The 26,579-nt window shown below is 63.5% G+C and carries 26 protein-coding genes; 4 read left to right on the top strand and 22 right to left on the bottom strand.

Annotation, left to right across the window (positions count from 1 at the left end; translation table 11 throughout):
• Positions 1–7: 7 nt before the first annotated feature.
• Genes RHIZ70P_RS05665 through cysG form a run of 3 tightly spaced genes read right to left on the bottom strand, consistent with a single transcriptional unit; the run spans position 8 to position 3,445 of the window.
• Positions 8–1,678, bottom strand: a complete 1,671-nt coding sequence (locus RHIZ70P_RS05665) for a nitrite/sulfite reductase (protein ID WP_115669405.1) — start codon at positions 1,676–1,678, stop codon at positions 8–10.
• A gap of 8 nt (positions 1,679–1,686) precedes the next feature.
• Positions 1,687–2,001: a DUF2849 domain-containing protein gene (locus RHIZ70P_RS05660; protein ID WP_115669404.1), complete on the bottom strand. Its 315-nt coding sequence runs from the start codon at positions 1,999–2,001 to the stop codon at positions 1,687–1,689.
• A 1-nt stretch (position 2,002) separates the two neighbouring features.
• Positions 2,003–3,445, bottom strand: coding sequence for a siroheme synthase CysG (cysG, locus tag RHIZ70P_RS05655; RefSeq protein ID WP_115669403.1), 1,443 nt, complete (start codon positions 3,443–3,445; stop codon positions 2,003–2,005).
• Between the two features lie 262 nt (positions 3,446–3,707).
• Here cysG and RHIZ70P_RS05650 point away from each other — a divergent pair, with 262 nt between their 5' ends.
• A complete protein-coding gene (locus RHIZ70P_RS05650; RefSeq protein WP_115669402.1) occupies positions 3,708–4,289 on the top strand; it encodes a deaminase in 582 nt (193 codons plus the stop codon).
• A 21-nt stretch (positions 4,290–4,310) separates the two neighbouring features.
• Entirely contained in the window at positions 4,311–5,168 is an 858-nt protein-coding gene (mazG, locus tag RHIZ70P_RS05645; RefSeq protein WP_115669401.1) for a nucleoside triphosphate pyrophosphohydrolase, read from the top strand.
• A gap of 81 nt (positions 5,169–5,249) precedes the next feature.
• On the opposite strand, the gene RHIZ70P_RS05640 is transcribed toward mazG, so the two are convergent.
• The 10 genes from RHIZ70P_RS05640 to dusB form a co-directional block, all read right to left on the bottom strand.
• Positions 5,250–5,837, bottom strand: a complete 588-nt coding sequence (locus RHIZ70P_RS05640; RefSeq protein WP_115669400.1) for a YdeI/OmpD-associated family protein — start codon at positions 5,835–5,837, stop codon at positions 5,250–5,252.
• A 123-nt stretch (positions 5,838–5,960) separates the two neighbouring features.
• The gene (gene hflX, locus RHIZ70P_RS05635) at positions 5,961–7,373 is read right to left on the bottom strand and encodes a GTPase HflX (protein WP_115669399.1); all 1,413 of its coding nucleotides are present in this window, start codon (positions 7,371–7,373) and stop codon (positions 5,961–5,963) included.
• Entirely contained in the window at positions 7,369–7,620 is a 252-nt protein-coding gene (hfq, locus tag RHIZ70P_RS05630; protein ID WP_028735264.1) for an RNA chaperone Hfq, read from the bottom strand. The genes hflX and hfq overlap by 5 nt, the downstream gene beginning before the upstream one ends.
• A 110-nt stretch (positions 7,621–7,730) precedes the next feature.
• Complete coding sequence (locus RHIZ70P_RS05625) at positions 7,731–8,594, bottom strand: D-amino-acid transaminase (protein WP_115669398.1); 864 nt, start codon at positions 8,592–8,594, stop codon at positions 7,731–7,733.
• A gap of 23 nt (positions 8,595–8,617) precedes the next feature.
• Complete coding sequence (trkA, locus tag RHIZ70P_RS05620; protein ID WP_115669397.1) at positions 8,618–9,994, bottom strand: Trk system potassium transporter TrkA; 1,377 nt, start codon at positions 9,992–9,994, stop codon at positions 8,618–8,620.
• A 60-nt stretch (positions 9,995–10,054) separates the two neighbouring features.
• Positions 10,055–11,419 carry a sigma-54-dependent transcriptional regulator gene (locus RHIZ70P_RS05615; RefSeq protein WP_115669396.1) on the bottom strand — a complete coding sequence of 455 codons (1,365 nt, stop codon included), beginning with the start codon at positions 11,417–11,419 and terminating at the stop codon, positions 10,055–10,057.
• Complete coding sequence (locus tag RHIZ70P_RS05610) at positions 11,409–13,667, bottom strand: PAS domain-containing sensor histidine kinase (RefSeq protein ID WP_328588176.1); 2,259 nt, start codon at positions 13,665–13,667, stop codon at positions 11,409–11,411. Before RHIZ70P_RS05610 ends, RHIZ70P_RS05615 begins: the two co-directional genes overlap by 11 nt.
• Positions 13,668–13,813: 146 nt before the next feature.
• On the bottom strand, positions 13,814–15,265 hold the full coding sequence (ntrC, locus tag RHIZ70P_RS05605) for a nitrogen regulation protein NR(I) (RefSeq protein WP_115669394.1): 1,452 nt from the start codon (positions 15,263–15,265) through the stop codon (positions 13,814–13,816).
• Positions 15,262–16,398, bottom strand: a complete 1,137-nt coding sequence (locus RHIZ70P_RS05600) for a two-component system sensor histidine kinase NtrB (protein WP_115669393.1) — start codon at positions 16,396–16,398, stop codon at positions 15,262–15,264. Before RHIZ70P_RS05600 ends, ntrC begins: the two co-directional genes overlap by 4 nt.
• Positions 16,395–17,399 carry a tRNA dihydrouridine synthase DusB gene (dusB, locus tag RHIZ70P_RS05595; RefSeq protein WP_115669392.1) on the bottom strand — a complete coding sequence of 335 codons (1,005 nt, stop codon included), beginning with the start codon at positions 17,397–17,399 and terminating at the stop codon, positions 16,395–16,397. Before dusB ends, RHIZ70P_RS05600 begins: the two co-directional genes overlap by 4 nt.
• 170 nt (positions 17,400–17,569) lie before the next feature.
• On the opposite strand from dusB, the gene RHIZ70P_RS05590 reads away from it, so the two are divergent.
• Complete coding sequence (locus tag RHIZ70P_RS05590; protein WP_115669391.1) at positions 17,570–18,781, top strand: bifunctional 2-C-methyl-D-erythritol 4-phosphate cytidylyltransferase/2-C-methyl-D-erythritol 2,4-cyclodiphosphate synthase; 1,212 nt, start codon at positions 17,570–17,572, stop codon at positions 18,779–18,781.
• Entirely contained in the window at positions 18,778–19,275 is a 498-nt protein-coding gene (locus tag RHIZ70P_RS05585; RefSeq protein WP_115669390.1) for a CinA family protein, read from the top strand. Before RHIZ70P_RS05590 ends, RHIZ70P_RS05585 begins: the two co-directional genes overlap by 4 nt.
• A gap of 25 nt (positions 19,276–19,300) precedes the next feature.
• On the opposite strand, the gene RHIZ70P_RS05580 is transcribed toward RHIZ70P_RS05585, so the two are convergent.
• The 9 genes from RHIZ70P_RS05580 to RHIZ70P_RS05540 all read right to left on the bottom strand — a co-directional run bounded on the left by RHIZ70P_RS05580 (position 19,301) and on the right by RHIZ70P_RS05540 (position 26,572).
• Complete coding sequence (locus tag RHIZ70P_RS05580) at positions 19,301–19,750, bottom strand: type II toxin-antitoxin system RatA family toxin (RefSeq protein ID WP_115669389.1); 450 nt, start codon at positions 19,748–19,750, stop codon at positions 19,301–19,303.
• An 80-nt stretch (positions 19,751–19,830) separates the two neighbouring features.
• On the bottom strand, positions 19,831–20,874 hold the full coding sequence (locus RHIZ70P_RS05575) for a phytanoyl-CoA dioxygenase family protein (RefSeq protein ID WP_115669388.1): 1,044 nt from the start codon (positions 20,872–20,874) through the stop codon (positions 19,831–19,833).
• A 63-nt stretch (positions 20,875–20,937) separates the two neighbouring features.
• Positions 20,938–21,903, bottom strand: coding sequence for a lipoyl synthase (gene lipA, locus RHIZ70P_RS05570; RefSeq protein ID WP_115669387.1), 966 nt, complete (start codon positions 21,901–21,903; stop codon positions 20,938–20,940).
• A 35-nt stretch (positions 21,904–21,938) separates the two neighbouring features.
• The gene (locus RHIZ70P_RS05565) at positions 21,939–22,361 is read right to left on the bottom strand and encodes a hypothetical protein (protein WP_210209731.1); all 423 of its coding nucleotides are present in this window, start codon (positions 22,359–22,361) and stop codon (positions 21,939–21,941) included.
• A gap of 33 nt (positions 22,362–22,394) precedes the next feature.
• Positions 22,395–22,649: a GlsB/YeaQ/YmgE family stress response membrane protein gene (locus RHIZ70P_RS05560; RefSeq protein WP_115669386.1), complete on the bottom strand. Its 255-nt coding sequence runs from the start codon at positions 22,647–22,649 to the stop codon at positions 22,395–22,397.
• A 70-nt stretch (positions 22,650–22,719) separates the two neighbouring features.
• Positions 22,720–24,165 carry a dihydrolipoyl dehydrogenase gene (lpdA, locus tag RHIZ70P_RS05555; RefSeq protein WP_115669385.1) on the bottom strand — a complete coding sequence of 482 codons (1,446 nt, stop codon included), beginning with the start codon at positions 24,163–24,165 and terminating at the stop codon, positions 22,720–22,722.
• A gap of 76 nt (positions 24,166–24,241) precedes the next feature.
• Positions 24,242–24,481: a YdcH family protein gene (locus RHIZ70P_RS05550; protein WP_115669384.1), complete on the bottom strand. Its 240-nt coding sequence runs from the start codon at positions 24,479–24,481 to the stop codon at positions 24,242–24,244.
• 93 nt (positions 24,482–24,574) lie between these two features.
• On the bottom strand, positions 24,575–25,213 hold the full coding sequence (locus RHIZ70P_RS05545; protein WP_115669383.1) for an SGNH/GDSL hydrolase family protein: 639 nt from the start codon (positions 25,211–25,213) through the stop codon (positions 24,575–24,577).
• Positions 25,214–25,231: 18 nt separating this feature from the next.
• Positions 25,232–26,572: a pyruvate dehydrogenase complex dihydrolipoamide acetyltransferase gene (locus RHIZ70P_RS05540; RefSeq protein ID WP_115669382.1), complete on the bottom strand. Its 1,341-nt coding sequence runs from the start codon at positions 26,570–26,572 to the stop codon at positions 25,232–25,234.
• Positions 26,573–26,579 lie beyond the last annotated feature (7 nt).

Below are 26,579 nucleotides of genomic sequence, written 5' to 3'. Positions count from 1 at the left end.
CCATTTCTCAGGCCGCCTCGGCCGTCTGGCCGTAAAGGGCTTCCTTGAAGGGTTTCGGACCGACGCGGCGATAGGCGTCGATGAAGGTCTCCTTCGGTTCGAGGCGCAGGCCGAGATAGGTGTCGACGATCGTTTCGATGGCATCAGTCACACGCTCCGGCTCGAAGCCGCGGCCGATGATCTCGCCGATCGAAGTGTTCTCGTCGCCCGAGCCGCCAAGCGTGATCTGGTAAAGCTCGGCGCCCTTCTTCTCGACTCCCAGCAGGCCGATATGGCCGACATGGTGATGGCCGCAGGCATTGATGCAGCCGGAGATCTTGATCTTCAGCTCGCCGATCTCGGCCTGGCGCTCGGGCGATCCGAAGCACGTCGAGATTTCCTGCGCGACCGGGATCGAGCGGGCATTGGCCAGCGCGCAATAGTCGAGCCCCGGGCAGGCGATGATGTCGGTGATCAGCCCGGCATTGGCGGTGGCAAGGCCGGACGCCTCCAGCGCCTGGTAGACGGCATAGAGATCGCCGAGCGCCACATGCGGCAGGATCAGGTTCTGCTCGTGGCTGACGCGGATCTCGTCGAAGGCCAGCCGTTCGGCGACGTCGGCGACCACTTCCATCTGCACGTCGCTGGCATCGCCCGGCGTGCCGCCGATGGGCTTCAGCGAGATCGTCACCATGCCGTAGTCCGGATGACGATGCGGCTGCACGTTCTGGGCGGCCCAGGCGGCAAAGGCCCCGTCGGCCTTCTTGGCGCGGGCAAGGGCTTCCCAGCCATCGGCGCGGTCGGGCAGAGCCGGCGGTGCGAAATAGGTCTCTATCGCGCGGATGTCGCCTTCCGGCAGCTTCAGTTCGCTCTCGCGGATCTGCTGGAACTCGGCCTCGACCTGGCGCGTCACTTCCTCGACGCCGGTCTCGTGCACGAGGATCTTGATCCGGGCCTTGTACTTGTTGTCTCGCCGGCCGTGCAGGTTGTAGACGCGCACGATCGCCGTCACATAGGTCAGCAGGTCCTCTTCCGGCAGGAAGTCGCGGATCAGCTTGGCAACGAGCGGCGTACGCCCCTGCCCGCCGCCGACATAGACGGCAAAGCCCAGCTCGCCGGCGTCGTTCCTCTTCAGATGCAGGCCGATGTCGTGCACCTGGATCGCGGCACGATCGCGCGGCGCGCCGGTGACGGCGATCTTGAACTTGCGCGGCAGGAAGGAGAATTCCGGATGGACGGAAGACCACTGGCGCAGGATTTCCGCATAGGGCCGCGGATCGGCGACCTCGTCGGCGGCGGCGCCGGCGAAATGGTCGGCCGTCACGTTGCGGATGCAGTTGCCCGAGGTCTGGATCGCGTGCATCTCGACGCTTGCCAATTCTTTGAGGATGTCCGGCGTGTCCGACAGCTTCGGCCAGTTGTACTGGATGTTCTGGCGGGTGGTGAAATGGCCGTAGCCCCGGTCGTAGCGACGGGCGATATGGGCGAGCATGCGCATCTGCTTCGAATTCAGCGTGCCATAGGGAATGGCGACCCGCAGCATGTAGGCGTGCAGCTGCAAATAGACGCCGTTCATCAGGCGCAGCGGCCGAAACGCGTCCTCGGCGATCTCGCCGGACAAACGCCGGGTCACCAGGTCGCGAAACTGCTCGACACGGGCAGAGACGAAGGCGTGGTCGAATTCATCATAGCGGTACATGAAATTCCTCAGGCGGCAATGAATTCGGGATTGGCGAAGCCATGGCCGTCGGCATAGGCGATGGTCGGCCCCTCGGCGCGGATGCGTTCGCGAAGGCGCAAGGGCCGCAGCAGACCGCCCTTCTCCTCGACCTCGATGACGTTGACGTCGAGGACCAGGTTGCTGGCAACGGCCCTGCGGCCGGCATCCTCGATCGCGGCAACCGCCTCGGCATGGCGGGCGACGAAGGCGTCCTGCAGCCGTTCGGTCCATTGGCCGTTGACGTCGAGCCAGACAGCGATGCCGTCACCCAGGCGATTTGCGGTCAGTACCTTGTCTGCCATGTCAGGTCCTCTCGAAAGCGGCAAGGCTGGCGATCGTGCCGCGCAGCGGTTCGGAACGGGTAAAATTGCCGCCGGCGACGGCATCGCCGATGATCACCATCACCGGGCCTTTGAGTTCGTCGCGCGCCTCGAGCGCCGGCAGCTCGGCCAGCGTGCCGTGCATGAGGCGGCTGTCGCTGCGACCGGCATTTTCCACGACGGCGACGGTCGTGTCTTCGGAAAGCCCGGACGCCATCAGGCGGGAGGCGACGGAGGCGGCATTGCTGCGGCCCATGTAGACGGCGACCGTGGCGCCCGAGAGCGCCAGCCGCGCCCAGTCCGGCAGGGTCTCGCCATGGAGGTCGTGGCCGGTGGTGAAGACCAGTGAGGATGCGACACCGCGCAGCGTCAGCGGCAGCTCGAAATCGGCGGCGGCGGCCAGCGCCGAGGTGATGCCCGGCACGACCTCGTAGGCGACGCCCGCCTCGCGCAGCGCCGCCATCTCTTCGCCGGCGCGGCCGAAGACCAGCGGGTCGCCGGATTTCAGCCGCACTACGCGCTTGCCCTCGCGGCCGAGTTCGACCAGGAGCTCGTTGATCTCGTCTTGCGACTTCGAGTGGCAGCCCTTGCGCTTGCCGACCGGAATGCGGGTCGCGTCGCGACGGCCCATGTCGATCACGGCCTGCGGCACCAGCGCGTCATGCACGATCACGTCGCATTCCATCAGCAGCCGGTGGGCGCGAAGCGTCAAAAGGTCTTCCGCGCCCGGCCCGGCGCCGACCAGGAAGATGCGGCCTTCGGCCTTCTCGTTCACGGCGTCCTTGAGCAGGCGCGTGGCGCGGCGGCGGGCATCACTGATGTCTCCGGAGGCGACGGCATCGGCAACCTGTCCCTTGAAGAAGGAGCGCCAGAACATCCGGCGGGCCAGGCCGCGCGGCAGCAGACGGTCGACCGCGCTCCGATAGCTGTTGGCCAGTTGGGCCAGATTACCGAGGGTCCGCGGCAGCAGCCGGTCGATGTCGGCGCGGATCATCTGGGCAAGCACCGGGCCCGCCCCTTCCGTTCCGATGGCAACGGCGATCGGCGCACGGTTGACCAGTGCCGGCGTGTAGAAATCGCAGAAATCCGGTTGATCGACGGCATTGGCCGGGATGCGGCGGCCGCGGGCAGCCTGGACGATGGAGCGATCCAGCTCCGCATCGCCGGTGGCGGCGAACACCAGAACCGCGTCTTCGACCTGGGATGGGGCAAAGCTGCGGGCGACTGTTTCGACGTTGTTCTCCACCAGATAGGCGGCATAATCGGCATCCGGCGCTTCGGCATAGGCGACGATCCGCGCCTGGGTGTTGCGCAGCAGGCGGGTCTTGGCAAAGGCCTCCGGACCGTTGCCGAACACCACGGCAACGGCGTCCGCAACCTTGAAGAAGGCCGGAAATACCGAAAGTCGCTGTTCGCTCACGCCCATGCCCGATTCCGCGTTGTGGAAGACTGCCCATTTATCCCCGCATTCGCCAAGGGAATGAAGAAACAGAAATCCGTCGGGCTTCGGAGAAGGATATTTCTTTGCTAGGCTTTCGCGGGAATAGAGCAAATATCACCGGGGCGCATTTGCCGGTCGCGGCAGCGCAACAAATCGCACGGGATAACAGCGTCGCGGACGAAAATTGCGCCTTCCGCCGGCCATGGCCCGCCGATAGGATCGGGCGGCATCCAGCCTGGAGAACGCCTTGACCGCCGCCGACATCACCCGCCGCCTGCTCGACGTCATCGAACACGACATCCTGCCGCTAACCGAAAAAGGTGTCGCGGCCGGCAACAAGGTGTTCGGCGCGGCGATCATCAGGAAATCCGACCTGTCGCTGGTATTGGCCGAAACCAACAACGAGCTGGAAAACCCGCTCTGGCACGGCGAGGTCCACACGCTGAAGCGCTTCTACGAACTGGGCGAACGGCCGGCGACCAAGGACCTGATCTTCCTGTCGACGCATGAGCCCTGCACCATGTGCATGTCGGCGATCACCTGGGCCGGCTTCGACAATTTCTACTATTTCTTCAGCCATGAGGACAGCCGCGACGCTTTCGCCATCCCGCACGACCTGAAGATCCTGAAAGAGGTCTTCGGTCTCGAGCCGGGCGGCTATCGCAAGGCCAACGCCTTCTGGAATTGCTATGCCATCGCCGACCTGGTCGCGGTCGACGACGATGCCGAACGGCTCGTGGCCCAGTCGAAGCGTATCCGCGCCGTCTATGACCGGCTCTCGCAACAATATCAGTCCGGCAAATCCGACAACGACATTCCGCTCAACTGAGCGTCCAGCACAGAGACCCGCATGGAACCCTCCAAGGACATTTCCCGCCTGCTCGACATCATGGCGGCCCTGCGCGCGCCTGAAACCGGCTGCCCCTGGGACGTGGTGCAGACCTTCGAGACGATCAAGCCCTACACCATCGAAGAGGCCTATGAGGTGGCCGACGCGATCGAACGCAACGATCCGGACGATCTGTGCGACGAACTCGGCGACCTGTTGCTTCAGGTGGTGTTCCACGCCCGCATCGCCGAGGAGGCGGGCCTGTTTGCCTTCGGCGACGTGGTCGAGGCCATCACCAGGAAGATGATCCGCCGCCACCCGCACGTGTTCGCCGTGTCGGACGCGGCGACCCCGGACGCCGTCAAACTGCAATGGGACGAGATCAAGCGGCAGGAGAAGCAGGAACGCGCCGAACGCCACGCCGCCCGTGCGAGCGCTTCGGGCAAGCCCATGCCCGACGATCCGAAGGCCGGCTTCCTCGGCTCGGTGCAGCGCAGTTTCCCGGCGCTAACCGAAGCCTTGAAGCTCCAGGAACAGGCAGCGAAGGTCGGGTTCGACTGGTCGGAGGCCGAACCGATCCTCGACAAGATCGAGGAAGAGATCGGCGAACTGCGCGAGGCGCTGAGGGCCGGAGAGGCAAACAAGATCGCCGACGAACTCGGCGACCTGATCTTCGCGCTCGCCAATATCGGCCGCCATGTGAAGGCTGATCCGGAGCAGGCACTACGCGGAACGAATACGAAATTCCGTAGGCGGTTCGGATACATAGAGAAGACTCTTGAAGCGAATGGTGAAACGCTTCAGGCCGCCACCTTGGAGCGGATGGAAGCGCTTTGGCAGGAGGCGAAGCGTCTGGAGTCAAGATCCAACGGGCCGTGATCGCGTTCAGACCGCGGGCCCTCCTGTACCCGTCAGCCAAAGAAGGCCGTCACGTGACAATGGTGGGAGATAAGGCCGGCTTCACCGGTCGTGCAGTCCCTTGCCGGCGACAATCCTGGCACGCATCTTATCAATCCGGGCCGCTCGGGTCGCAGTCTGCTTGGGCTGGGCGAAATAGAGGGCATAGCCGCGGCGGCGTCCGGGCGTCAGCGACTCGAAGGCCTCCTGCAAGTACGGATCCGCCTCCATCGCGGCAATCAGTTCTTCGGGATAGACGATGTCGTCCTTCGCAAGATCGACTCTGGCGCCCGCCTTTTCGAGCTCCATCGCCTCAAGCACATAGGACCGGATGAGCGGCTCCATTTCTGTGATCTGCCCAAGGTCGGTGAACTTCAAGACGCGTGACGAACGGGAATTGTCGCCGGGCGCCACGAGCAGGTTCCGCTCGTCCTTCAAGAGCACACCCTTGAAGAAGCCCAGGGTCGCATTGTCCTTAAAGCCCCAGAGGATCGCGACATTGCCGCTGTTGATCGTGTAGCAGGGCGAGCTCCACTTGAACTCCTCGTTCAAACCGCAGCCGAGCAGAATCTGCCGCAGGGCGACCAGCTCGGCCTGCCATCGATCCTGACCTTGAAAGAAAGTGTCGAGCTTGTGCTGCGCGTCTGACATCGCGACTGCCCTTGAGTGTTTGGCACAGCTTAACCAAGCGGGGGACCGCTGTCGACATTGCAGTGGCAGGCGCCAGGCCGAAGGCGGGCAGAGGCAGACGCCGGAAGCGACACCCGTCGGGCCCTACCGCTCCCAGTCTTCCTTCTCCGCCTTCTGCCCGCTGCCCAGCTTGCGGTCCAGTTCGTCGGCCTGGCGGGCGGTCAGACGCACGTCGAGGCTGACCGAGCCGTCCTCGTGGTCCTCGCGCCCGTCGACAACGGCGTTCTCGTAGGCCCAGGAAATCAAGGCCTGCTTGTCGGCCGGGATGACGATCGTCGTTTCGGTGAGAACGCCGGACAGGCGCTGCGAGATGACATCGAGCAGACGGTCGACGCCCTCGCCGGTGATCGCCGAGACGGTCATGACGTTCTCGCGGGTCTCCGCCTTCTGCAAGAGCGCGTCGTGCATCTCCGGCTCCAGCCGGTCGATCTTGTTCCAGATCTCGATGATGCGCTCGGACTTCTCCTTGTCGTCGATCCCGAGGTCGGAGAGGATGCGTAGAACGTCACCCGCCTGCGCGGCATTGTCCGGATCGGACATGTCGCGCACATGCAGGATGAGGTCGGCCTCCAGCACCTCTTCCAGCGTCGCACGGAAGGCGGCGACCAGATGCGTCGGCAGGTCGGAGATGAAGCCGACGGTGTCGGACAGAATGACGGTTCGGCCATGCGGCAGCTTCATCCGCCGCAGCGTCGGGTCGAGCGTGGCAAACAGCATGTCCTCGGCCAGCACCCCTGCCCCGGTGATCCGGTTGAACAGCGTCGACTTGCCGGCATTGGTATAGCCGACCAGCGCCACGATCGGATGCGGCACCTTGCGGCGCTTGGCGCGATGCAGCTGGCGGGTGCGGACTACCTGCTCGAGCTCGCGCTCCAGCTTGATGATCTTGTCCTGCAGCATCCGGCGGTCGGCCTCGATCTGGGTTTCGCCCGGACCGCCCATGAAGCCTGCACCACCGCGCTGGCGTTCAAGGTGGGTCCAGGAGCGCACCAGACGGCCCTTCTGGTAGTTGAGATGGGCGAGCTCGACCTGCAGCGTGCCTTCCTTGGTGGAGGCGCGGCGACCGAAGATTTCGAGAATCAGGCCCGTCCGGTCGATGACCTTGGCGTTCCATTCCTTCTCGAGATTGCGCTGCTGCACCGGCGTCAGCGGATGGTCGACGATGACGAGGCCGGCATTGTGCTGGTCGAGCTTTTCGCCGATCTCGGCGATCTTGCCGCTGCCGAGCAGGGTGGCCGGGCGCGGCTGGTTGACCGGCACGATCAGGCCTTCGCCGATCGTCAGGTCGATTGCGCGGGCAAGACCCATCGCCTCTTCCAGCCGGGCTTCATTCGACCGGCTCGGCGCGACGACAATGTCGGAACCGGCAGCGGGCGCCGCATTGCGCCCCTGCTTGAGGACCGGAACAATGACGACGGCACACATGTCATCCCGGGGCTTTTCGTCCTCCGGGATGATCGAATCGTTTTTCGTGTCTCGGGTGGTTATGGCTTCAATCCTGTGACGAAGAGGTCTCTTCGCTTTCGAACATCTGCATCGGCTGACCCGGCATGATGGTCGAGATGGCGTGCTTGTAGACGAGCTGCGAATGGCCGTCGCGGCGCAGCAGGACGCAGAAGTTATCGAAGGACGTGACCACGCCCGTGAGCTTCACGCCGTTGATCAGGAAGATCGTCAGCGAAATCTTCTGCTTGCGAACGGTATTGAGAAATAGATCCTGCAGGTTCTGAGAACGTTCCGCCATGGCGCCGCTTCTTTCTTTCTTGCCGGCAATATGTGCCGGTTTAATTATTGTTCAGGCTTATCAGAAAGGTAGGGATTATCCCTTGCAAGCCCTTTATCTGGAAGTTGGTATCAAATCGCCGTCTTTTCCGCAATGTCGAAAAAAGCGGTCCGGATTTTCTCCGCAAACGTGCCGGGATGGCCATTGCCGATGGTGATTCCGTCGATCTCGACGACCGGAAAACAAATGCTGGTGGCCGCCGTGATGAACACTTCGCGGGAGGCGAGCATCTCCTCGCGGGAGAATTCGCGCTCGACCACCGGAATGGAGAGGCTTTGCGCCACATCCTTCAGCGTCGTGCGGGTGATGCCGCGCAGGATGCCGTGCTCGGCCGGACGGGTCACGAGATTGCCCTCGCGATCGACGATCCACACATTGGTCGCCGCCCCTTCCGTCACCATGCCCCGCGTATCGACATAGATCGCCTCTTGCGCGCCGGACTCCTTCGCCGCCTGCCGGGCCAGAACATTGGGCAAAAGCCCGACCGTCTTGATGTCGACCCGGTCCCAGCGATTGTCAGCGACCGTGATCGCCTTGATACCGTTCGTGTTCTTCGCCGCGATGATCTTCGGATCGGTGCTCTTGGCGGTAATGACGAGTGACGGTGCCGTATCGGCTGCGGGAAACACATGGTCGCGCCGCGCTTCGCCACGAGTGACCTGCAGGTAGAACAGGCCGTTATTCACCCTGTTGCGCCGCGCCACTTCGCGGATAACCCCCACCAGCGCGGCGCGCGACATGGGCGACGAGATGCGGATCTCGGAAAGCGAACGATCGAGCCGGTCGAGATGGCGCGAAAGATCGACGATCATCCCGTGACGGATCTCGCAGACCTCGTAGACGCCGTCGGCAAACTGGTAGCCGCGATCCTCGATATGCACGCCCGCATCGCGGTGCGGCAGGTAACGGCCATTCACATAGGCAATTCTCGGCATATTCGCCCCGCGCGGTTCGGTTCTTAGAAGTACTGGATCGAGACGCGGAACATCTGCTCGACATCCCTCACCGCATCGGCCTTGGCAAACAGCACCACCCGGTCCTTGGCCTTGATCTTCAGATCGCCATTCGGCCGCAGCACCGCGCCGTCGCGATAGATCGCGCCGATCCGGATGCCTGGCGGCAGGTGCATGTCGCGGAAGGCAACGCCGACCAGCGGCGAGGTCTCCAGCGCCTCGGCCTCGATCACCTCGGCCTTGCCCTTCTGCACGGCATAAACCGAGCGGATGCGGCCCTTGCGCACATGCTGGAGAACGCGCGAGATGGTCACCGCGCGCGGATTGATATGGTGGTCGATCCCGATCCCCTGGGTGAGATCCTGGAAGCTCGGATCGTTGATCAGCGCCATGCCCGACTTGCAACCCATCCGCTTGGCCATGGCCGCGCTCAGGATGTTGGTCTGATCACTGTTCGTCAGCGTCACCATCAGGTCGGCATCCTGGATGTCGGCCTGCTGCAGCATGTGCTGGTCGAGCGCCGATCCATGCAGCACGATCGTATTGCTGAGCTGGTCCGATACCATCACGGCCCGTTCCGCATCCCGCTCGATCAGCTTCACCTTGGTCTTCGGCTGCACATCCTCGATCGCCCGGGCGACGTAATAGCCGATATTGCCGGCGCCGGCGATCACCAGCCGGCCGGCCTCCTGCTCCTCGTGGCCGAACAGGCCGAGCGTGCGGCGGGTATGATCCCGCTGGCAGATGACATAGGCAAGGTCTCCGACCAGCAACTGGTCGGTCGAGCGCGCGACCTGGAGGCGGCCGTTGCGATAGATCGCGGTGACCGTCGCCATCAGGTCGGGAAAGAGCTGGCTCAGCTGTTGCAGCGGCGTGTTGACGACCGGGCAGTCCTCCATGCACTCGATCGCCACCATGGTGATGTGATCGTCGGCAAAACGCACGATGTCGGTCGCGCCGGGAAAGGAAATGCGCCGCAGCACCATCTTGCCGACCTCGATTTCCGGCGAGATCGTCACGTCGATCGACATGTTCTGCCGGCTGAACAGGTCGGCATATTCAGGCCGCAGGTAGTTCTGCGCGCGAATACGGGCGATCTTGGTCGGCACGGAAAAGAGCGCGTGCGCCACTTCGCAGGCGACGATATTGACCTCGTCGTAGAGCGTGACCGCGATGATCATGTCCGCCTGATCGGCACCTGCCTTGGCGAGCATGTCCGGATGGGCGCCATGGCCGACATAGCCGCGCACGTCCAGCGTTTCTGTAATGTGGGTCACGAGCGAGGCGGACGTGTCGATCACCGACACATCGTTGTCCTCCTGGGACAGACGCTCCGCGATACCGTAGCCGACCTGTCCCGCCCCGCAGATGATGACTTTCATGAGTGCTCTTTCAGAGAATGATCCGGATGCGGGGACGCCCGGCCAGCATCCCGCTGCCCGTTATACGCCAAGCGATTTGAGTTTGCGATGGAGTGCGGAGCGTTCCATGCCGACAAATTCCGCCGTGCGGGAAATGTTGCCGCCGAAGCGGTTGATCTGCGCGATCAGGTAGTCCCGCTCGAACATTTCGCGCGCTTCACGCAACGGCAGCGTCATGATGTGCGTGTCGTTGCGCGCCGAAATCTTCGGCAGCATGTCGGACAGGTCCTGCGGCAGCATCTCGGCGGTGATGTGCGTCTCGGCATTGTCGCTCTGCGCCAGGATCATCAGCCGCTCAATGTTGTTGCGCAATTGCCGGATATTTCCCGGCCAGTCATTGGCCTGGAGCACCGCCATCGCGTCATCGCCGATCTTGCGGGCGCGGATACCCGCCTGCTCGGAGATCTGGCGTATGAACGTGTCGACCAGGAAGGGGATGTCCTCGCGCCGCTCGGCGAGCGCCGGCACCTTGACCGGCACGACGGCGAGACGATGGAACAGATCCTCGCGGAAACGGCCTTCGGCAATCAGGCTCTCAAGATTGTAGGCCGAGGACGAGATGATCCGGACATCGACCTTGACCCGTTTTGAGCCGCCGACCCGCTCGAATTGCTGCTCGACCAGCACGCGTAGGATCTTGTTCTGCGTCTCGCGCGGCATTTCGCCGATCTCATCGAGATAGAGTATGCCGCGATGCGCCTCCTCCAGAGCGCCGATGCGGCGCGGCTGGCCGGGCGTGCCCTCGGTGCCGAACAGCGCAACCTCCATGCGCTCGGGCGTGATTGTCGCGGCATTGAGCGCCACGAACGGCCCGCCCGCCCGGGCCGAACGCTTGTGGATCATGCGGGCGACCAGTTCCTTGCCGGAACCGGACGGTCCGAAGATCATGATGCGGCTATTGGTCGGGGCTATCTTCTCGATGGACTGGCGCAGCTGCGATACCGCGACCGACGTGCCGATCAGCTCGGCCGCATCGCCGGTGCGCTTTTTCAGCTCCGTGACTTCGCGCTTCAACTTGGAGTTTTCCAGCGCACGTTCGGCGATCAGGATCAGCCGATCGGCCTTGAACGGCTTTTCGATGAAGTCGAAGGCACCACGCTTGATGGCCGAGACCGCGGTCTCGACATTGCCGTGGCCGGAGATCATCACCACAGGCAGGTCCGGGTGGCGGCTCTTGATCTCGTCGAGCAGGGACAGACCGTCGAGCCGGCTGCCCTGCATCCAGATGTCGAGGAAGACCAGACGCGGCGCGCGGTCGGAAATGGCGGCGAGCGCACTGTCTGCGTCATGCGCGGTGCGCGTTTCATGTCCCTCGTCGCTGAGAATCCCCGAGACGATCTCGCGGATATCCTCCTCGTCGTCGACTACCAGAATGTCAGAGGCCATGGACCAATTCCCTGTTGCTTTCGAATTCCATGCTGTCCTGGCCTTCGATGCGCGGCAGGATGATGCGAATCATCGCGCCCCTGCCCCGGTCGAACTCCGCCGGTGCATCGTGCAGCTCGAGCTGGCCGCCATGTTCTTCGATAATCTTCTTCACGATGGCGAGGCCGAGCCCCGTGCCCTTGTCGCGCATCGTCATGTACGGCTCGAGGATGCGGTGGCGATTTTCCACCGGCAAGCCCCGGCCATTGTCGATCACATCGACCACGAAGCGGTCGTGTTCGTGGTCGAACGACGAGCGGACCAGCACCTTGCCGCCCTCGCCCAATTCCTCCCGCGGCACGGCTTCGATCGATTCCGCGGCGTTCTTGATGAGGTTGCCGACCGCCTGGCCGAGCATGCGCGCATCGAAGCTGCCCTCCAGCGGTTCGTCTCCGAACTGCCGCTCGAAGCGGATATCGTGATTGCCCATTTCGCGCAGGAACACCGCGTCACGCAGAATGTCGCGCAGGTCGGAACGCTGCTTTGCCGGCTTGGGCATGCGGGCGAAGGCGGAGAATTCGTCGACCATCCGGCCGATATCCTCGACCTGCCGCACGATCGTGTCCGTGCACTGGTCGAAGACCGCCCTGTCGTCCTCGGCGATCTGCTTGCCGTAGCGGCGTTTCAGCCGCTCGGCGGAAAGCTGGATCGGTGTCAGCGGGTTCTTGATCTCGTGGGCGATGCGGCGCGCGACATCGGCCCAGGCCGTCGACCGCTGGGCGATCACCAGGTCGGTGATGTCGTCGAGCGTGATAACGTAGGAATCGGCCGATCCGCGCGTCTCCTCCCGCGTTACCTGCACGGTCAGGGTCCGTTCCTTGCCGCCCCGAACGAGATTGATCTGCTCGCGATACTCGCCGCGATGGCGCACGGTGGCTTCGGCCAGCACGCGGTCGACTTCCGGCGCCACAAGGTTGAGCTTCTTGCCGATCAGCTCTTCGGCCGGCACGGCGAGGAAATACTCCGCCGACGGATTGACGATGGTGATCACCCCGTCATCCTCGACACCGATGACGGCGGCCGTTACCCCGGACAAGACCGCCTCGATGAACCGGCGCCGGTCATCGACTTCGTCCTTGGCCTCGAGGATCTCGTCGCGCTGGGTGCGGATCTGCGAGATCATCTTGTTGAAGGTCCGCGACAGGCTTCCGACATCGCCATCGGCGACGCGCACCGGAACGATGACGTTCCAATTGCCGGATGCAATGCTGTCGGCCGCCCCGATCAGCAGGCGAATCGGCCTGACGATCCGGTCCGCGACCGCAATCGCGGTCCAGATCGCCGCCAGCAGCACGATCAGGGCGAACCCCAGATAAAGCACGGCAAAGGCGATCTGCAGCGTCGTCCGTCCGGCTTCCATCGCCTTGTATTCGGCGGTGTTCTCTTCCATCAGCCGCATGGCGGCCATGACCTTCGGATCGACCGCGCGGATTGTGTAGAGGAACGTCCCGGAGATCGAATCGAGCTTGATGATGGCGCCGACGAGATTGGTCACTCCCGGCGGGATGAGGGTCGGCTGGCCGGCCGCCGCGCTCTCCAGCGCATCCTTCGGGATTGCCGGTAGCGGCTTGTCGGTGGCGATATCGGCCTGGTTTATCGCCGAACCGTCCTGACGCACGAGAAAGGCGCCGAGCAGTCCGCGGCCCTTGGCCTGGCGGGTGAGCAGTTCGACAAAGCCGGTACGGTCGAGATAATAGAGCGCCCGGTTGCGCTCCAGGTCGTTCGCCATCGACACGGTCTGGCCCTGGAGATAGCTGGCATTCTCCATCATGTAGGCCTGGGCGATGTTCATCGACGAGGAGACGATCGACTGGGTGCGGATCGAGAACCATCGGTCGAGCCCGACATTCAGCGTGATACTGGCAAAGATCGCAACGAGAATCGCCGGCGTGATCGCGACGATCGAAAACAAGACGACGATGCGCACATGGAGCCGTGCGGCGGCACGCCCCTTGGTGCGCGCCCTGACGAGCCGGGTCACTTCCCGGCCGATGAGGAACATCAGGCCGACGATGAACAGCGAGTTGATGATCGCCGAGGCTATCAGCACGTTCGACGTCGGCTCGATGGGCGTCAGGCCGAGCAGGACGGGCAGCGTGAAGCTGGCGCAGGCCAAGGCGCCGCCCGCGAGCGCCAGGCCCGGCAAGGCAAAGGAGGCCCGCCGATCCTGCGCCAAAGCGGGATCGGTATCCGCAACGGATTCGGCCATTTGCCTGATCATTAACAAGAACTCCCGCGCTCTGCGCATGACGAGTTATTCCCCGGTTCGCGCAGACGAAGATGACCGTGGAGCCACGGCTTCGTGTCCATTGAGCAACGCATTGTGGCGAAAATGCAACGGGCCTCGCCGGCTTGTCAAGCGGAGCGGGAGCTGCGGTAAACCGACACGCCCAGTTCGCGGATTTTCTTGCGCAGCGTATTGCGATTGAGCCCGAGCAGGTCGGCCGCCTTGATCTGGTTGCCGCGGGTTGCCGTGAGCGCCGCCAGAATGAGCGGATATTCCACTTCGGTCAGCACCCGCTCATAGAGGCCGGACGGCGGCAGGGAATCGCCGAACCCGGCGAAATAGCTCCGCATATTCTCCTCGACCGCCTGTGCGATCGTCATCGGTCCGGCAGATGTACCGGCCTTGGCGATCGGACTGTCGGAAATGTCGGAGCGCAATTCCTGCTCGACGATCTCACGCGAGATGACATCCTGCGGATAGAGCGCCATCAGCCGGCGCACCACGTTCTCCAGCTCGCGCACATTGCCCGGCCAGGAATAGCCCTTGAGCACGTCCAGTGCCTCGTTGTCGAAACGCTTGGGGTCCAGCCCCTCCTTTTCGCCCTGCTGGGTAAAATGGCGCACGAGATCCGGAATATCCTCGGCCCGGTCGCGCAGCGGCGGCAGCCGGAGCGGCACGACGTTGAGGCGATAGTAGAGGTCTTCGCGGAACAAGCCCTGGTTGATCGACTGCTTGAGATCCTTGTTGGTCGCAGCCACGATGCGCACGTCGGTACGGATCGGCGTGCGCCCCCCGACCGTCGTGTATTCGCCTTGCTGCAGCACGCGCAGCAGCCGCGTCTGGGCATCCATCGGCATGTCGCCGATCTCGTCGAGGAACAAGGTGCCGCCCTCGGCCTGTTCGAAGCGCCCGGTCGAGCGGGTCTGCGCCCCGGTGAAGGCGCCCTTCTCGTGGCCGAACAGCTCGGATTCAATCAAGTCGCGCGGGATCGCCGCCATGTTGATCGCAACGAAGGGCCCGTTGCGGCGCTTGCCGTAGTCGTGCAGCGCGCGGGCCACCAGCTCCTTGCCCGTGCCCGACTCACCGGTGATCATCAGCGTCAGGTCGGTCTGCATCAGGCGCGCCAACACCCGGTAGATTTCCTGCATGGCAGCCGAGCGGCCGACCAGCGGCATGCCGTCTTGCGTATCGTCATCGAGGCGGGCCGGCTTCTTCTTCGGCTCGGCGAGGGCGCGGCCGATGATGGCGATCAGTTCGGTCAGGTCGAACGGCTTCGGCAGGTAGTCATAGGCCCCCTTCTCCGACGCCTTGATCGCGGTCATGAAGGTGTTCTGCGCACTCATCACCAGGACCGGAAGGTCGGGCCGCGCCTTCTTGATGCGGGGCAGGAGATCGAAGGCGTTCTCGTCCGGCATGATGACGTCGGTGACCACCAGGTCGCCCTCGCCGGCCGAAATCCAACGCCACAGCGTCGCCGCGTTGGAGGTGATGCGGACATCGTAGCCGGCCCGCGTCAGCGCCTGGTTGAGGACCGTGCGGATGGCGGCGTCGTCGTCAGCGACAAGGATCGTGGCAGTCATCGCGTGCTTCCTGTGGAGTTCGCCGGAATGGCATCGTCGAGCGCGCTGTCCTTGGAGACGGGCATCAGCACGCGAAACGTGGTGCGGTTGGCCTGGCTGTCGCATTCGACAATGCCGCCATGGCCATCGATGATCTTGGCGACCAGCGCCAGGCCGAGGCCCGAACCGTTGGTCTTGGTGGTGATGAACGGATCGAACAGGTGCGGCAACAGGTCGGCGGGGACGCCCGGACCATTGTCATGCACGCAGAATTCGAGCGGCAGCGATATCTTCTCGCGCGACCCCGCGACCGACAGGCGGATGCCGGGACGGTAGGCGGTGGTCAGCTGGATCTCGCCGTCCGGCTTGTCGCCGATCGCTTCGGCGGCATTCTTGATGAGGTTGAGGAAGACCTGCACGAGCTGGTCGCGATTGGCATAGACCGAAGGCAGCGACGGGTCGTAATTCTCGGTGATGCGGATATTGCGGGCAAAGCCGGCCTTGGCAATGGCCTTCACATGGTCGAGGACGGAATGGATGTTGAGCGCGATGCGATCGACCGGCCGCTCGTCGGAAAAGACCTCCATGCGATCGACCAGCGAGACGATACGGTCCGTCTCGTCGCAGATCAGCCGCGTCAGCGGCCGGTCCTCGTCCGGTACCGTGGTCTCAAGTAGCTGGGCGGCGCCGCGAATGCCCGAAAGCGGGTTCTTGATCTCGTGCGCCAGCATCGAGGCAAGGCCCGTCACCGAGCGTGCGGCGGTGCGGTGCGTCAGCTGCCGGTCGATCTTGTCGGCCATCGAGCGTTCCTGCAGCACCACGACGACGCTTCCCGGCTGGCTGAGCACGGGGGCGACATAGAGGTCGACCAGCTTTTCCTGGCCGAGCCGCGGCGAGCTCAGATCGACGCGATATTCGTTGACCGGTGCGCGCCGCTCGCGCACCTGTTCGATCAGTGCCAAAAGCGGACTGCCAAACGGAATGAAGGTGGAGATCCGATAGCGCGCCAGATGGCTGGCGCTTGCCCCGAAGAAGGCCTCGGCCTCCCAGTTGGCAAAGACGATATGGCCATCGGCATCGACCATGACGACCGGATGCTGGATGGCGTTCAGCACCGCCATGGCCACGCTATTGCCCAGGTTGTCCTCTGTCATGCAGCCTCCCGCCGGCGATCCGTATCCATTGCCGCATCCGCCAGGCATCGCGCCAGCGCCTTCGAAACGAAGGCCGGATCCCTCGACCTCATGATTTCCGCCTTTTGCGCCGCCGGTACATCCGGCGCGAAGCGCTCCAGATACCAGCCGACATGCTTTCGTGCGTGCCTCACCCCGACATCGGCCCCGTAGTGGCCGAGCATCGCCTCATAGTGACCGGCCGCAAGGTCTGCGATCTCGTCGGGTTGCGGTCCGGCATGACCGGCGATCCAGCCGGCATGCCACGGCCGTCCCTGGCAGGCACGACCGACCATCACGGCATCGGCGCCCGAACGGCGGCGGATCTCCTCGGCATCCTCGCGGGTCTCGACATCGCCATTGGCGACGAGCGGCACGGAGATTACGTCGCGCACGGCGGCGATCGCATCCCAGTCGGCCCGCCCCTCGTAGAACTGCATGCGGGTGCGGCCATGCACGATGATCATCTGCACGCCGGCCGCCTCTGCACGGGCAGCGATCTCCGGCGCGTTCAATGAGTTCTCGTCCCAGCCGAGGCGCATTTTCAGCGTCACAGGAACCTTGACGGCCCGTACCGTCGCCTCGACGAGCGACAGGGCGTGATCGGGATCACGCATCAGCGCCGAACCGGAATAGCCGCCGATCACCTTCTTTGCCGGGCACCCCATGTTGATGTCGATGATGTCGGCGCCATTGGCCTCGGCGATCCGCGCGGCCTCCGCCATCCAGTGCGCCTCGCGGCCGGCGAGCTGGACCATATGCGGCGTCAGCCCGGCGCCCTTCAGGCGCGCCCAGGATTCGGCCGCATTGTGCACCAGCTCCTTGCTGGCAACCATTTCGGTCACCACCAGACCCGCGCCGAAACGCCAGGCGAGCTGCCGGAACGGCAGATCGCTGACACCGGACATCGGCGCCAGGATCACGCGATTGCGGATCGTGATGGGACCGATCTCGAACGGTGACTGCAGTGCGCTTGAACTCAATTGATTATCTTTCAGGCATTCGAGGTATATGCTCGATTTTTAGCCATTAAATCACGCCTTGCCAAGGGATTTCCTTTGGCTTGGAACTAAATTCGAACGGATGCTGGAAAATCGATCGGGTAGCCGGTAGACACACCCACGAGTTTTCCATGTCAAGGCCGGACACTGCAATGCAGCAATGCACGAACACAGCCATCGGCATCATCATCGTCGCCGCGGGACGGGGCGAACGTGCCGGCTCATCTGTCGAGGGCCCCAAACAATACCGGCGAATCGGCGGAAAGCCGGTGATCACACATACGCTTGCACGATTCCTCGCCTGGCCGAAGACGGCCCGGGTCGTCGCGGTGATCCATCCCGACGATGCGACACTTTTTGAAATGGCGCGGAGTGATCTGGTCGGTGGCGAAAACATCCTTGTCTGCTTCGGCGGCGCGACCCGACAACAATCGGTACTAGCGGGGCTTCGGGCGCTGTCCAACGCCGGCGTGACCCATGTCATGATCCACGATGCGGTGCGCCCGTTCATCGACGAGGACCTGCTTGAGCGCATTGCCACGGGAATCGAGGCCGGCGACACCTGCCTCCTGCCCGCCATGCCTGTCACCGACACGTTGAAGCGGGGCGATGCGGCCGGGCTGGTCGTCGAGACCGTTCCGCGAGCCGGACTGTATGCGGCCCAGACGCCCCAGACCTTTTCCTATCCGGCCATTGTGAAGGCCCACGAGGCGGCCGCAGCGTCCGGACGGGACGATTTTACCGACGACGCCTCGATTGCCGAATGGGCGGGCCTTGCGGTCCGTCTCGTTGAGGGCTCGCCCGACAACGTCAAGCTGACATTGCAGAAGGACATCGCCATGGCCGACGCCAAGCTTACCCGCACCGCCCTGCCCGACGTGCGAACCGGGAACGGATACGACGTGCACCAGCTCGTGCCCGGCGACGGCGTGACGCTCTGCGGCATCTTCATCCCGCACGATCAGGCGCTGAAGGGCCACTCAGATGCGGATGTCGCCCTGCATGCGCTGACCGATGCGCTGCTGGCCACCTGCGGCGCCGGCGACATCGGCGACCATTTCCCGCCCTCCGATCCGCAGTGGAAGGGCGCACCGTCGCGCATCTTCCTCGAACATGCCGCCAAGATCGTCCGTAAGGCCGGTGGCACCATCATGAATGCCGACATCTCGCTGATCGCCGAGGCGCCGAAGATCGGTCCGCACCGCCGGGCCATGCGCGAGAAGCTGGCCGAGGTACTGGCCATTTCGCTCGATCGCTGCTCGGTCAAGGCGACCACCAACGAAACCATCGGCTTCGTCGGCCGCCGCGAAGGCATCGCCGCGATCGCCACGGCAACCGTCGTCTTTGCGGGAGATGCACGATGAGCCTCTATCCGGCCGACATCGAAGCAATGGCGGCCCGGATCATCTCCGCCTTCTGTGCGCGGGGCCTTACGCTCGCCACCGCCGAATCCTGCACAGGCGGTCTGATCATAGGCGCGCTCACCGAGATTGCCGGCTCATCCACCGTCGTCGACCGCGGCTTCATCACCTATTCCAACCAGGCTAAGATCGATCTCCTGGATGTCAGAGGCGACACGCTGGAACGCTGTGGTGCGGTTTCGCGGCAGACCGCCCTGGAAATGGCCGAGGGTGCCTTGAGCCGCTCGGCTTGCGATGTGGCCGTTGCGGTCACCGGCATTGCCGGTCCCGGTGGCGGTAGCACGGAAAAGCCCGTCGGCCTGGTCCATCTGGCGGCCAAGGCGCGCACAGGTGCCGTCCTTCATCGCGAAATGCGCTATGGCGACGGTGGTCGCTCCCAAATCCGCCTGGCAACCGTCCGCACAGCGCTCGAAATGCTTGAGGAAGTGATCGCCTGACGCAGAGACCGAAGGCGCCCCCCTCTCAGGCTGCGTAAATCTTGTCGGCGCGGGCTTCGAATGCTTCGGCGAACATGCGGAAGGCCCGTTCGAACATCGACCCCATCAGCGCGCCGAGGATACGGTTCTTGAACTCGTAGTCGATGAAGAAATGCACCGTGCAGCCACCGTCGCGCGCCATCTCGAAACGCCAGCGATTGTCGAGATAGCGGAACGGCCCCTCGATATACTTGACGTCGATGGCGAGGTCCGCCGGGTTGAGGAGAACCTGAGTGGTGAAGGTCTCGCGGATCGCCTTGTAGCCGACCGTCATGTCGGCGACCAGCAGCTCCTTGCCGTCACGCTCGCGCCGCGAGCGGACGGTCAGCGCCTCGCACAACGGCAGGAATTCCGGATAGCGCTCCACATCGGCGACGAGAGCGTACATCCGTTCGGGAGAATGCTTGACGGGGCGGCGGGTTTCGAACTGCGGCATGCGCGAGAGCTAATGCCCAAGCTCGTGATTGGCAAGAGGTTCGCCACACCGAGGCAGGATTTTAGACGCTTTGGAAACGCTCATCTCTTGGCAGACGGCACCGGCTCGCCCGGGCGCGGATTGCCGATCGGGAACCATTTCCGCTTGGCAAGACCGAGCTTGACGCCCAGGTCCTCGAATATCCACGGAATGACCTGCTTGCGACCCTTGACGAAGGGAAGAGCCGCCGTGTCGAGGTGAATGAACGGCAGGAAGGGGTTGGGTCTCTGCGACGCATAGATCTCCACCCGGATCGACGGATGGGCCGACGCGCCGCGCGCGTGGAAGCCGAAGGTATCGCCGACCACCAGCGTGTTGGCCGGCACGGAAAACACGGTCGGCTCGGGCAGATGCAGGTATTTCAACTCGTCGGGGCTCAGGCGGAAGGCGCCGCCGCCATGGTTGCGCGAGGCAAGGATGCTTTTGCGCTTGTGCCAGGCGAGCCGGCGCCGGGTCAGCTTGTGCGACCCCTTCACATAGGTGAACGGCCCTTCCTCGACGGGGACATCGTGCAGGAAGAACCAGGCTTTCACGGTCGAGTGGAAGGTGTCCATGTGCAGATTGGTCTGCGGATCCTTGCCTTTTTCCTTTGGCGAGGCATCGGCGAAGATCGTCTGCACGCTGATCACCGGCTCCACATCGAAGCCGCCGATATAACGGATCAGGTTGGTCCATTCCGGGCTTTCGAGGAAGGCCTTGACCGCCGGCAGCTTTGCGACCACTTCCGGCGTGAGTGGCGTACGCCGGGTTACGGCATTGCCCTCATACATTTCCCGCGCGGGGACCTGAAGGCCTTCGATTTCGGCCACCAGTCGACGGAATTGATCCGCCGGCACCAGGTTACGCTTCTCGATATAACCATTTTCCGCATAGGCCTGCCGGTCGGCCGGCGCCACGAGATGCTCGAGCTTTCGCCGGCGATAGTCGACCATACGGGCCGCAGCCTTGACGCGCCACACGTGCAGACCGCGCCGATTGAGCGCCTCACTGCCAATGATGGGATTGTTGGAAAAGGACTTCTCCCCGGTCAGGATCTCGATCGCATACCAGGGGGAGAGCAGAATGTCCTTCAACTTCAGCGCCATGCACGTATTCTCCATCAGTCCAACTGAGGCGCGCAAACTAGCGTCGTTTGCCCGGGCTGTCGACTATCGAACGGCCCAGAGTTTCTCGCGATTGGCCCTGAGACGAGCGAAATCGTCGCCGGCATGATGCGACGAGCGCGTCAACGGGCTGGCCGAGACCATCAGGAAGCCCTTGGCATAGGCGACCGTCTCGTAGGACTTGAATTCGTCCGGCGTGACGAAGCTCATCACCTTGTGGTGCTTGCGGGTCGGCTGCAGGTACTGGCCGATCGTCAGGAAGTCCACATCGGCGACGCGCAGGTCGTCCATCAGCTGCAGCACTTCGTTGCGTTCCTCACCCAGCCCGACCATGATGCCGGACTTGGTGAACATGGTCGGATCGAGTTCCTTGACCCGCTGCAACAGGCGGATCGAGTGGAAGTAGCGTGCGCCTGGACGCACAGTCAGATAGTTGCCGGGGACCGTTTCCAGATTGTGGTTGAAAACGTCGGGCTTGGCGGCGACCACGCGCTCGATCGCTCCGGGCTTCTTCAGAAAGTCGGGCGTCAAAATCTCGATCGTCGTTTCCGGCGAAGCGGCGCGGATGGCGAAGATCACCTTCTCGAAATGTTCGGCCCCGCCGTCTTCCAGATCGTCGCGATCGACCGAGGTGATGACGACATGGGAAAGCCCCATCTGCTTGACCGCCTTGGCGACATTCTCCGGCTCGGCCATGTCCAGCGCATTAGGCTTGCCGGTCGCGACATTGCAGAAGGCGCAGGCGCGAGTACAGATCTCGCCCATGATCATGAAGGTGGCGTGCTTCTTGTCCCAGCACTCGCCGATGTTCGGGCAGCCGGCTTCCTCGCACACCGTGACGAGCTTGTTGTCCTTGACGATCGAACGCGTCTCGGCATAGCCCTTCGAGGTCGGCGCCTTGACGCGGATCCATTCCGGCTTGCGCATTACCTCGGTGTCGGGCTTGTGCGCCTTTTCCGGATGCCGGACGCGCGCCTGCGGATCGTTGATCTTGTCGAGAATGGTAACCACGTGTCGTTACTCCGCGCCGCGTCTGTCAGGCGCTCTTAGCATTGATGGCTGTAGGTGAAAACCAACGTGTCGGTGATCGAGCGTCCCGTCGGCTGGCATCGCTCCATCACCTCACGGTTGCCGCGCAGCGTCACACGGGTCTGATCGCGATCTACCGGGCCTTCAACATGGTATTCGAGCGGCGTGCCGGGGCAGTATTTTGAGAAGACCCGCGCCGTGCCCGAATAGCGACCGTTGACGTTTGAACCGTTGAACAGCAGCGTGCCGTGGATGACGCCCGCGCCGCGCATGACCTGCTTCGGATGTTCATAGTAAAAGGCGCGCTGGTTGCCCGCGGCCGTCAGGCGCATCAGGGAACCATTGTGCACCCAGCAACTGTCTGCCAGGGCAGCGACAGGCACGAACCCCAACAAGCCTGCGGCAAGCAACGAAACCCGACCAATGCGCCCTGCGAACATGCAATGCCACCCCTTTGTGGTTGATAAGCTGTGCTAGCGGCGAAGCAGTTTCACGGCGTAGAGAAGCAGACTGGCGCCGACGAAGCTGGTCAGCAGGAAGCCGAGCCAGTCGCCCTGGATCACGATGCCGAAGCGCCGGAAGATGGCGGCGGCCACCACCGCGCCGACAACGCCGATGATGATGTTCATGAAGATGCCGTAGCGCATGTCCAGGAACTTGCCCGCCATCCAACCGGCAAAGCCGCCGACGATGATGGTCAGGAACCAGCCGATTTCAAACCCAGCCATTGCCTAATCCTTCGCTTCAGAGAGATTCCACCCCTATATAGGCGGCGGGACCCGGCCCCACAACTCGCCTTTAGGCGTTGAGCGCCCTGCCATAGGCGTCGAGCACGCTTTCCTTCAGCGTCTCGGAAATGGTCGGATGCGGGAAGATCGTGTGCATGAGCTCTTCCTCGGTGGTTTCGAGGTTCATCGCCACGACAAACCCCTGAATCAGTTCCGTCACTTCCGCTCCGACCAGATGTGCGCCCAGGAGTTCACCAGTCTTCTTGTCGAAGATCGTCTTGACCATGCCCTGGTCCTCGCCGAGCGCGATCGCCTTGCCGTTGGCGACGAAGGGGAAGCGGCCGACGCGGATGTCGCGGCCTTCCGCCTTGGCCTTGGCTTCGGTCAGGCCGACCGAGGCCACCTGCGGATTGCAATAGGTGCAGCCGGGGATCTTGGCCTTGTCCATCGGATGGACATTCGGCAGACCGGCGATCTTCTCGACGCAGATGACGGCTTCGTGCTCGGCCTTGTGGGCCAGCATCGGCGGGCCCGCCACGTCGCCGATCGCATAAATGCCCGCGACGTTGGTCTTGCCGTAGCCATCGATGGCGATGAAGCCGCGATCGGTCTTCACGCCGAGCGCTTCAAGCCCGATATTCTCGATATTGGCCTGCACGCCAACGGCCGAGATCATCCGGTCGGCGGTGATCTTCTCGACCGTTCCGTCCTTCTTCTCGACATGGGCGGTGATCGAATTGGCACCCTTTTCGACCTTGGCGACCTTGGCCTCCAGCAGGATCTTCATGCCTTGCTTGTCGAACTGCTTCTTGGCGAAGGCCGAAATCTCGGCATCCTCGACAGGCATCACCTGGCTCATCACCTCGACGACGGTCACGTCGACGCCCATGGTGCGGTAGAAGGAGGCGAACTCGATGCCGATGGCGCCCGATCCCATGACCAGCAGCGACTTCGGCATGGCGTCCGGATTCATCGCCTCGAAATAGGTCCAGATCAGCTTGCCGTCCGGCTCGATGCCGGGAAGCGCCCGCGGGCGGGCTCCGGTGGCAACGATGATGTGCTTGGCGGTGTAGGTTCCCTCGCCCAGCGTGTTCTTCGGCAGCGGCGCCTGCGGCTGGACGATCGTCTTGGTGATCTTGGAGACAACGACTTCGCCGGGCTTGGTGAGCTTTGCCTCACCCCAGATGATATCGACCTTGTTCTTCTTCATCAGGAAGCCGACGCCGCCGTTCATACGCTCGGCAATGCCGCGCGAACGGGCGATGATAGCCTTCAAATCCGGCGTGATCTTGCCTTCGAGCGTCAGGCCGTAATTCTTGGCGTGTTCGGCGAGATGCAGGACTTCGGCCGACCGGAGCAGCGCCTTGGTCGGGATGCAACCCCAGTTGGAGCAGATGCCGGCGAGATGTTCGCGCTCGACGATAGCAGTCTTGAAGCCCAGCTGGGCTGCACGGATCGCGGCAATGTAGCCGCCGGGGCCGGAGCCGATAATGAGAACGTCATAGGCATTCGACACTGGTCTTCATCTCCTCTTTGGCGGGTGGGCTCCACCTTTGAGGCGGAGCCCTTCCGGGGGATGAAGACGGACCGGATCAGGCCTTGGTCAGCATCCCGTAGATTTCATCCTTCAGAACCATGCGCTTCTTGCGCATCGTTTCTTCCTCGACGTCACCGACGGGCTCCACTTGGGTTTCCGAGCGGTGGATGGCGCGGTTCACGTCGCGGTAATCCTCGAGCAACTTGGCAAAATGCTCGTCGCTCACCTTGAGCGCATGCATCTTGTCCGCATATTCCGGAAACTCGTCGTGGATTTCGTGCGGGGTATTCGACATTCGGTATCTCCTCTTGTGTCGGTCGATACCTGTAGCCTATTCACCCGAAAACGCCACTCCCTTGATCTTGATCAACTTTCGCCGGGTATTCGGTCAAATCCCCAGCAGCATGCGCACCACCGGCTCGAGCCCTCGCCCGATCGCCCTCGTGTTGTCGGCGTCGAGATGGATTCCGTCGAGCGGGCTGGTCTGCGCAACCGAACCGGCATCGAAGAAGCCGCAACCCGTCTCGTCCGCGAGGTCCCGGTAGAAGCTCGCCAGCATTGCCGATTCGTCGATCGCCCCGCGGAACATCGCCGCGAACGGCGCATTCGCCGTTTCGCAGATCGCCGGCGGCGCGACGATCAGGATCTCCGGCACCTCGAAGCCAAAACCCCAGTCGTGGTGCCGGATCAGCTTGACCAGCCGGTCGATGCCCTTGGTGGCGCCGATCGCCGTGCCGGCAATGCCGCGCTTCATGTCGTTGGTGCCGAGCAGCAGGATGACCAGGTCCAGCGGCTTGTGGCTCTCCAGGACGCTCGGCAAGAGCTTCACGCCGTTGCGCTCGGCATCGGCGAGATGGTCGTCATAGGCGGTCGTGCGTCCGTTCAGGCCTTCGGCGATCACGTTAACCTGAGGCCCGAGCGCCGCACCGAGCACGCTCGGCCAGCGGTCGGCCAACGCGTGCCGGCCGACCGTTCGCGGATCATATCCCCAGGTCAGGCTATCGCCGTAGCAGAGCACGGATTTCATCGCCGTCCGCCTCCGCCCTTAGACGAGCATGCCCATCGGGTTCTCGATGTAGCGCTTGAAGGCGCCGAGCAGCTCGGCCCCGAGCGCGCCGTCGACGCAGCGATGGTCGGTCGAGAGCGTCACCGACATGACATTGGCAATCTTCATCTCGCCTTGTCTCACCACCACGCGCTGTTCGCCGGCGCCGACCGCGAGGATCGTCGCATGCGGCGGGTTGATGACGGCGGCGAACTGCTTGACGCCCATCATGCCCATGTTGGACACCGAGGTGGTGCCGCCCTGGTATTCTTCCGGCTTCAGCTTGCGGTCCTTGGCGCGCTTGCCCAGGTCCTTCATCTCGTTGGAGATCGCCGAAAGCGTCTTCAGCTCCGCATGCCGAATGATCGGCGTGATCAGGCCGCCCGGGATCGACACGGCGACGCCGACATCGGCGTGTTTGTGCTTGACCATGTTGGTCTCGGTCCAGGAGACGTTGGCATCCGGCACTTCCATGAGCGCCATGGCCATCGCCTTGATGATCATGTCGTTGACCGAAAGCTTGTAGGCCGGCGCGCCTTCCTTGCGGGGGGCAGCGTCGTTGAGCTGGGCGCGCAGCGCCAGCAACGCATCGAGCTCGCAATCGACGGTGACGTAGAAATGCGGGATCGTCTGCTTCGACTCGACCAGCCGCTTGGCGATGGTCTTGCGCATGCCGTCATGCGGCACGAGTTCGTAGGAACCCGGCTCGAACAGCTTGAGCACGGCCTCTTCCGAAGCCCCCTTGGCCAGGACCGGTGCGGCAGCAGCCGGCGCTGCGGCGGTCGATGCGGCAGGCGCAGCCTTGGCGCCACCGCCGGCAACCGCCTTCTCGACATCGCTCTTGACGACGCGGCCATGCGGACCGGAACCCGACACGGCGGACAATTCGACGCCGGCTTCCTTGGCGAGCCGACGGGCGAGCGGCGAGGCGAACACGCGTTCGCCGGACTTGGCGACGGGTGCCGGCGTCGAAGGCGCCGGTGTCTTGTCGGTGATCGGTGCAGAGACGGCAGGTGCCGCTTCCGTCTTGGCCGGCGCAGCCTCGGCCTTGGCCGGTGCGGCAGAACCGCCGCCGGCCGCGGCGGCCGCGACGTCTTCGCCGTCAGCCGCGAGAATGGCGATCAGGGCATTGACCTTGACCCCTTCCGTGCCGGCCGGGACGACGAGCTTGGCGACCGTGCCTTCATCGACGGCTTCGACTTCCATCGTCGCCTTGTCGGTCTCGATCTCGGCGATCACGTCGCCGGACTTGACCTTGTCGCCTTCCTTGACCAGCCACTTGGACAGATTGCCCTCTTCCATGGTCGGGGAGAGTGCCGGCATCGTAATGTTGATCGGCATTTGCTGA

This window comes from Paenirhizobium selenitireducens ATCC BAA-1503 (assembly GCF_900492185.1).
Taxonomy (GTDB): domain Bacteria; phylum Pseudomonadota; class Alphaproteobacteria; order Rhizobiales; family Rhizobiaceae; genus Allorhizobium; species Allorhizobium selenitireducens_A.
Note: the sequence above shows the minus strand (reverse complement) of the source record. Positions and strands in the feature narration are given on the sequence as shown.